The organism is Frankia canadensis (assembly GCF_900197875.1).
Taxonomy (GTDB): domain Bacteria; phylum Actinomycetota; class Actinomycetes; order Frankiales; family Frankiaceae; genus Frankia; species Frankia canadensis.
Genome location: NZ_FZMO01000203.1, coordinates 1 through 7,202, shown reverse-complemented (window position 1 = coordinate 7,202; position 7,202 = coordinate 1). Strand labels below are relative to the sequence as shown.

Genomic DNA, 7,202 nt, shown 5'->3' with positions numbered 1-7,202 from the left:
CAGGTGGCCTGGGTGGGAGCCGCCACAGGTGGCGCCGGCTGCCTCGACCCGCGGGAGTGGCCGGCCGACCGCAGGGAGCGCGGTGGGCGCGGCCGGCCGGCCACGTCAGTGTCCAGTTCGTCCCGCCTGGCCCGACTCGACGGCGCTGTCGAGTCGGGCCGTCGGCGGCCTCGTCGGGCGACGGGGCGCCGGGGGCGGCGGAGCCGGAGGCGCCTCGGGCGCTACAGCGGGCGACGGGTCAGCGGACCGCGTCGAAGCTGTGGTCCGGGGCGTTGCGGTCCATCTCGTCGAGGATCGTGTTGACGAGCTGGCTGAGCAGCTGCAGGCCGCCGGTGTACCCGACGATCGGGAAGCGGTGCAGGTGATGCCGGTCGAAGATCGGGAAGCCGACCCGGACCAGCGGCACGTTCGCCTCACGGGAGATGTATTTGAGCTGCATGCTGCCGATGAGCAGGTCGACCGGCTCGGTGAAGACCAGCGACCGCAGGTGCCAGAGGTCCTTCTCCGGCCAGACGGTCGCCTCCTGGCCGAACGGGCTGGCCGAGAGCACCTTCTCCATCCGGGCCTTGAAGCTGGAGTCGGAGTTCGTGCTCACCACGTGCACCGGGATCATGCCGAGCTCAAGCACGAAGCGGGTCAGCGCGACGACGAGGTCCGGGTCGCCGGCGATGCCCACCCGCTTGCCGTGCAGGTAGGCGTGCGAGTCGGTGATCGCGTCGACGAGCCGGCCGCGCTCGGCGGTGAGCTCCGCGGGGATCTCCACGTCGGCGATCCGGGCGACCTCGGTGAGGAAGACGTCGGTGCCGCGGACCCCGAGCGGGGTCTCCAGCACGACCGTGTCCTGCTTCCAGGTGTCCCGGATGAGCTCGGACGTCTTGCGGGTCGCCGTCTCCTGCAGCGAGACGGTCGCGCGGCTGAACTTCGCGAGCGCGCCCTCGAGCAGCGTGGTGCCGCCCGGGTAGAGGTCGTACTCACCGTCGGCCGGGGAGTCCAGCGAGCTGGAGTGGTCGCCCAGGATGATCGGGTCGACGCCCATCAGCTCGAGGATGCGGCGGTACTCGCGATGGTTGCCGACGTAGGTGTCGAAGCCGGGGATCACGTTCAGCCGGACCCGGTCCGACTTCTCGATCTTCGACGCGTCCGCGTCCGGCGACTTCGCCAGCATCTCGAGGATGCCCTTGAGCATCGCGTCGTAGCCGGTGATGTGCGAGCCGACGAACGACGGGGTGTGGGCGTACGAGACCGGGAAGTCCTGGGTGATCGCCTCCTGCTCGCGCGCCGCGCCGATGTAGGCGAACAGGTCCTCACCGATGACCTCGGCCATGCAGGTGGTGCTGACCGCGATGTGCTTCGGCTTGTACAGCGCGGTGATGTTCTCCATCGCCTCGACGAGGTTGTTGATGCCACCGAACACGGCGGCGTCCTCGGTCATCGAGGTGGAGGCGGCGGGCACCGGCTCCTTGAAGTGCCGGGCGAAGTGGCTGCGGAAGTAGGCCACGCAGCCCTGCGAGCCATGCACCAGCGGCATGGTGCCCTCGAACCCGAGGGCGGCGAGCACCGCGCCGAGCGGCTGGCAGGCCTTGGCCGGGTTGACGGTCAGGGCCTCGCGGGCGAAGTTCTTCTCCCGGTACTCCCAGCCGCGGGTCCACTCGAGGACCCGCTCGACCTCTTCCTTCGGGGCCGCGTTCTCGAACTCGCGCTTGCCCTCGAACTGCTTCTGGTAGACCTCGTCACGAAAGATGTCGTTGTGGTCGAGGACACGCAGTGGGACCGCGTTCGTGTGCTCCGGGGTCGTCGTCACCGGACGTCCTCCTCTCCCCTGCGGGGCCCGCCCCAGCGGGGGCTCGATGCCTGCCGGCAGCAGCCGCCGCGCGCAGCGGCCGCGGCTGCTGCCGGCAGTGCTGGAAAAACTGCTATGCCGTCTGGACGGCAGGCCTGGCTGGACGGCTGCCTAGCCGGGCGGATTCCGCCTGGTCGGTCGCCGGCCGGACCAGCTGGTCAGGCCACCTGGCCGGACTTCGACCAGGGAGCCTCCAGGAGGTCCCAGGCCGGGCTGTTGATCGCGATGTCCATGTCGCGGGCGAACACAGCGAAGCCGTCCACGCCGTGGTACGGGCCGGAGTAGTCCCAGGAGTGCATCTGGCGGAAGGGGATGCCCATCTTGTGGAAGACGTACTTCTCCTTGACGCCCGCGCCCATCAGGTCCGGCTTGAGGAACCTGGCGAACTCCTCCAGCTCGAACGCCGTCGGGTCGTCGTAGAGGACGGTGCCTTCCTTGAGCATGGCGTAGGTCCGGGTGTAGTCGTCCTTGTGGGCGAACTCGTAGCCGGTCCCGACGACCTCCATGCCGAGGTCCTCGTAGGCGCCGATCGTGTGCCGCGGGCGCAGGCCGCCGACGGCGAGCATGACCCGCTTGCCCTCCAGCCGCGGGCGGAAGGCCTTGGTGATCTCGTCGAAGCGCACCTGGTAGCGGGCGATCGCCGCCTCGGTCTTCGCCTTGATCTCGTCGTCGAAGAACTCGGCGATCTTACGCATGGAGGAGATGATCTTCGAGGGACCGAAGAAGTTGAACTCGGTCCAGGGAGTGCCGAAGCGCTCCTCCATCGTCGTGCAGATGTAGTTCATGGACCGGTAGCAGTGGATCAGGTTCAGCTTCGACAGATGCGTCGAGGCCATCTCGTTGATCGTGCCGTCTCCGGACCACTGGGCGATGACCCGCAGGCCCATCTCCTCGAGGATCCGCCGGGACGCCCAGGCGTCCCCGCCGATGTTGTAGTCACCGATGAGCGCGACGTCGTAGGGCGTCTGCTCGAACGTGTCGCCGCCGGTGCCGAGCACGTGGTCGCGGACCGCGTCGTTCGCGATGTGGTGGCCCAGCGACTGGCTGACGCCGCGGAAGCCCTCGCAGCGAACCGGGATGACCGGGATGCCGAGCTTCTTCGCGGACTTCTTGGAGACGGCCTCGATGTCGTCGCCGATCAGACCGATCGGGCACTCGGACTGCACCGAGATGCCCTTGGCCAGTGGGAACATCTCGACGATCTCGTCGCAGACCTGCTCCAGCTTGGGGTCACCGCCGAAGACGATGTCCTTCTCCTGGAAGTCGGTGGTGACCTGCATCGCCGTGAAGTTGTTCACGCCCAGGTGGCCGTGCGCGTAGTTGCGCCGGGTGGCCCAGGAGTACTGGCCGCAGCCGACCGGGCCGTGGCTGATGGTGACCAGGTCCTTCACCGGGCCCCACACCACGCCCTTGGAGCCGGCGTAGGCGCACCCGCGGATCGTCATGACCCCGGGGCGGGACTTGATGTTGGACTTGACCTCGCACTCCTTCGACCCCTCGGGGTCGTTGGCCTTGATGTGCTTGGCCCGGAACTTCGCGGCCTTCTTGGGGTACTGACCCAGGACCTCGGCGATCATCGCCTCGGTCTCGGCCCGGGACGGGGCCGGCGTCGTCGTCATGATCGGGACCTCATCCTCGACGGTGTCGGAGCAGGGAGCGTCGGGTGCGCGTCGGTGTCTGGCTGGGGTCAGGCGACGGCGGCGGCCTTGCCGATGATGCTCTCGTCCTCCTGCTGCATGATCCCGAACTCGATGAGAAGCTCCTCGAGCTCGTCCATGGTGATCGGCGTCGGGATCGTCTTCATGTCGTTGTCGACGATCTTCCGGGCCAGCTCGCGGTACTGGTCGGCCTGCGAGTTCTTGGGGTCGTACTCGATGACCGTCATCCGGCGCAGCTCGGCGTGCTGCACGACGTTGTTGCGCGGGATGAAGTGGATCATCTGGGTGTTGAGGCGGCGGGCGAGCTCCATGATCAGCTCGTCCTCGCGGTCGGTGTTACGGCTGTTGCAGATGAGCCCGCCGAGCCGGACACCACCGGAGTGCGCGTACTTGAGGACTCCGCGGGCGATGTTGTTCGCCGCGTACATCGCCATCATCTCGCCGGAGGTGACGATGTAGATCTCCTGCGCCTTGCCCTGGCGGATCGGCATCGCGAAGCCACCGCAGACGACGTCGCCAAGGACGTCGTAGGTCACGAAGTCGAGGTCCTCGTAGGCGCCGGCCTCCTCCAGGTAGTTGATGGAGGTGATGACGCCACGGCCGGCGCAGCCCACGCCCGGCTCCGGGCCACCGGACTCCACGCACTTGATGCCCCACTGGCCCTCGACCAGGACCTCGTCGAGCTCCAGGTCCTCGACCGACCCCTTCTCGGCCGCCAGCTGGATGACGGAGGTCTGCGCCTTCGAGTGCAGGATCAGGCGGGTCGAGTCGGCCTTCGGGTCACAGCCGACGATCATGACCTTCTTGCCCATCTCGGCCATGGCCGCCATGGTGTTCTGCTGGGTGGTGGACTTGCCGATACCACCCTTGCCGTAGAAGGCGATCTGGCGCATGTGGTGCTCCTCCTTGGTACGGTCTGCCGCGGCTCGCGGATCACCGGGCGTGACCAGGCCGGTCGGGCCGGTCACACGGTTCGGGTCTGCGGGATGCCGGGCGTGCCGCCGGTCGGGTTGGACCGGGACGTCGGCACTACCGTTGCTGGGTCGTGCTGAACCCTGCTGGATGTGCGGGGCCTTGCTGGTCGTGCTGAACCCGTCGGCGCGGATGCGGTCGGTCAGACCGGTTCCTCGCGCGTCGGGGTCCCCGCTCGGGGGGCCGGCATCTCGACCCGCCCGAGAAGTTCCTGGAAGTCACGGCTGTCGAGGCCGCGCTTGTGCCGGGTGGCGGCGAGCCGAACCTGTTCCACCAGCGGTTCGAGCTCGCTCTCCTCGGCGGTGATGCCGCACTGCTCGAGCGCGTGGCGTAGGGACGCCCGCCCACTGTGCTTGCCGACGGTGAGCCGCCGCCGACCGCCGACCTCGGCGGGGTCGAACGGCTCGTAGGTCGCCGGATGACGCAGGATGCCGTGCACGTGGATGCCCGACTCGTGCGCGAACACCGACTCGCCGACCACCGCCTTGCCCGCCGGCAGCGGGCGGCCAGCCGCCCGCGAGACCAGCTGGGCCAGCGTGCGGAACGAGGTGGTGTCGAGGTCGATCGGCAGCTTCAGCAGGTGCCGAAGCGCCATCGCGACCTCCTCGATCGGAGCGTTCCCGGCGCGTTCACCGAGGCCGAGCACGGTGGTGCTGACCCAGGTGAACCCCGCCTGGACGGCGGCGATGGTGTTGGCCGTCGCCAGGCCGAAATCGTCGTGGGCGTGGATCTCCCACGGCCCCGGGACCGCCCTGACCAGTCGCCCCAGCCGGTCGTACGCGCTCACCGGGTCGAGCAGGCCGACGGTGTCGGCCCAGCGCAACCGGGTGACGCCCAGCTCCCGCAGTTCGCCCGCCAGGTCCGTGACAAACGCGTCGTCGGCGCGGGAGGCGTCCTCGAAACCGACGCTCACCCGCATCCCCCGGTCGGTCGCGTCCACGACGCAGTCGCGGACGCGCCGCCGCGCCCAGGCCCGGTCCCGCTCCAACTTGCTCTTCAGGTGCAAGTCGGAGACGGGGATGGTCAGGTGCGCGGTGACAAGGCCGCAGCTGGCCGCGGCCTCGACATCGCGGTGATCGGCCCGGCACCAGCCCACGATCTCGGCCTTCGGGTCGGTCGCGAGGATCTCCCGCAGCACGTCCCGTTCGGTGACACCCATGGCCGGGATGCCGGCCTCGATCTGGTGTACGCCGATGGCGTCCAGAGCGCCGGCGATGGCGAGTTTCTCGGCCGCGGTGAACGCGACACCAGGCGCCTGCTCGCCGTCGCGGAGCGTGGTGTCGCAGAATCTGACCACCGCGTCCGGCTGTGTCGCCGTGGCAGATGAGCTGGGAAAACGGGTCTCGCGCACTGTCATCACCAGCCGTCGCTCCGGAACTGAAGGGCATGGGCCGCGCCGCGAACTGCGGTTCACCGTTTGTTCGGCGGCGACATGAATCAGACTAGGAGCCGATTATTTCGAGTCGGCAAGCGCCGGTAACTTCGCGGTTAACAGGTATTCTGGCGAGATGTTCGGAAGCTTTCCCGGCGAGTTGTCCGTGAAGATATTCCGCAGGATAAATCCAAGGATGAATTTTTCTTCGGGGTCCCGCTACCGAGCCGGCGTGGCGCCGTCATGGAGTCGCTGTGGAGTCGCCGTGGAGTCGCCTCCGCGCCGCCACGGAGCCGCCTGACATGGGCCCGGTCACACTGCTGGGGTGGGCCCACCTGGCAGGTCGGGGGCCCACGGGGTCGCGAACCTGACCGAGGGTGCCAGTGGCCGCGGAGCGAATAACGCCATCCGCCGGGCGGCATCCGCCCGTGCGGATGCCGGGGTATCCGATCGAGTGAACCAGGACCATCAATCCGTGACACAGAGACTACGGAATGGTGTTTTCGACCCTTCTCCACTCCCTCTCCACCCCTTCTTCGACGCTGGCGGCGGGCGGTGCGGAGTACGCACTAATCGGCACGGCCAGATGGCGTCACCATCGTCCTGTGCAGCGAGGGTTAACGGTTTCGAAACCCTTGCGGGCGTTCTTGCCTTGGACCTCACGAGGCCTGTCGGATATCTTATGGATAACAAAAGAATGGCAGTAGATAACGGCAGGGTACGCGCCCTGGTCCGGACAGGACCGCGCCAGGTGGTGCTTTCCCTGCCGGGCGAGCGGAAGGAGCTGGACGTGTCCGTACACACAGACGCGAGGTGCGTCGGTTGCCTGCTGGGACGGTAGAGATGTCGGAGGCCCAGATGATCGGTATGCCAACCGATGCCCCGGGCAACTGGGAGGACCTGCGGGCGGCAGTGGTGGGGAACAACGGAGTCTTCAGGACCACCATGGGCTTGCTGCGGGAGATCGGTGGCTACGGCCGGCTCGGCACGAACGTACGGCAGATCCTCAGCCGCAACCTCGCCGGTATCGGCCTGGGGCACCTGCCGATGGAACTGCCCGCCTACCAGGACAAGGAGATCCTGCTCTTCCAGTACGGCACGCCGGCCGCCGAGATCGTCGAGGCGGTCCGCGAGGGCGCCTCGGACGGCGCCGAGTCGGCCCTGATCCGCCTGAACTCGTCGCAGGACATCGCCAAGGTCCGCGACGCCTCTCTCAAGGCCGTCGAGCTCCTGTCCATCCTCAATGACCGCTGCCGGGACTGCGCCCGCGACCTGCCCTGACCGCCGCCTGATGATCCGCCACGACCGGCGCCACCAGTCGGACGCCGAGAGGGTCCGAACAACCGGCGGCGGTCAGGGC

General features: G+C 68.2%; 5 protein-coding genes. 1 reads left to right on the top strand and 4 read right to left on the bottom strand.

Going from position 1 to position 7,202, the window contains the following annotated elements; all coding sequences use genetic code 11:
- Window positions 1-238: 238 nt before the first annotated feature.
- The 4 genes from nifK to nifV form a co-directional block, all read right to left on the bottom strand.
- A complete protein-coding gene (nifK, locus tag C1A33_RS16870) occupies window positions 239-1,801 on the bottom strand; it encodes a nitrogenase molybdenum-iron protein subunit beta (RefSeq protein WP_101832445.1) in 1,563 nt (520 codons plus the stop codon).
- A gap of 197 nt (window positions 1,802-1,998) precedes the next feature.
- Complete coding sequence (gene nifD, locus C1A33_RS16865) at window positions 1,999-3,459, bottom strand: nitrogenase molybdenum-iron protein alpha chain (RefSeq protein WP_101832444.1); 1,461 nt, start codon at window positions 3,457-3,459, stop codon at window positions 1,999-2,001.
- A 68-nt stretch (window positions 3,460-3,527) separates the two neighbouring features.
- Window positions 3,528-4,391, bottom strand: coding sequence for a nitrogenase iron protein (nifH, locus tag C1A33_RS16860; RefSeq protein ID WP_101832446.1), 864 nt, complete (start codon window positions 4,389-4,391; stop codon window positions 3,528-3,530).
- A gap of 221 nt (window positions 4,392-4,612) precedes the next feature.
- Complete coding sequence (gene nifV / locus C1A33_RS16855) at window positions 4,613-5,830, bottom strand: homocitrate synthase (RefSeq protein WP_101832443.1); 1,218 nt, start codon at window positions 5,828-5,830, stop codon at window positions 4,613-4,615.
- An 879-nt stretch (window positions 5,831-6,709) separates the two neighbouring features.
- Here nifV and C1A33_RS16850 point away from each other — a divergent pair.
- Complete coding sequence (locus tag C1A33_RS16850) at window positions 6,710-7,123, top strand: hypothetical protein (protein ID WP_243407636.1); 414 nt, start codon at window positions 6,710-6,712, stop codon at window positions 7,121-7,123.
- Window positions 7,124-7,202 lie beyond the last annotated feature (79 nt).

Excerpts from the sequence above, each read along its gene's own strand:
- nifD (WP_101832444.1), bottom strand. The coding sequence starts at position 3,459 with ATGACGACGACGCCGGCCCCGTCCCGGGCCGAGACCGAGGCGATGATC.
- nifH (WP_101832446.1), bottom strand. The coding sequence starts at position 4,391 with ATGCGCCAGATCGCCTTCTACGGCAAGGGTGGTATCGGCAAGTCCACC.
- C1A33_RS16850 (WP_243407636.1), top strand. The coding sequence starts at position 6,710 with ATGCCAACCGATGCCCCGGGCAACTGGGAGGACCTGCGGGCGGCAGTG.